A 242-nucleotide genomic window follows, 5' to 3' on the forward strand; every position below is an offset into this window, starting at 1 on the left:
TGGCGATCCGGAAACCCAGCCGATTATGCTGCGCATGAAGTCCGATCTGGTTGAGCTCTGCCTGGCAGCCTGTGAAGGGAAGCTGGACGAGAAAACATCCGAGTGGGATGAACGCGCTTCTCTCGGCGTGGTGATGGCTGCGGGTGGATATCCGGGCGATTACCGCACCGGTGATGTGATCCACGGCCTGCCGCTGGAAGAAGTGGAAGACGGCAAAGTGTTCCATGCAGGCACAAAACTGG

At 58.7% G+C, this 242-nt stretch carries 1 protein-coding gene; it reads left to right on the top strand.

Annotated features, from left to right (window positions below):
- The coding region (locus SB756_RS34320; RefSeq protein WP_410913784.1) for a phosphoribosylglycinamide synthetase C domain-containing protein at window positions 1-242 on the top strand (242 nt) is incomplete at both ends.

This window comes from Pseudomonas sp. SIMBA_068, assembly GCF_046534705.1.
GTDB classification, from domain to species: Bacteria; Pseudomonadota; Gammaproteobacteria; order Pseudomonadales; family Pseudomonadaceae; genus Aquipseudomonas; species Aquipseudomonas putida.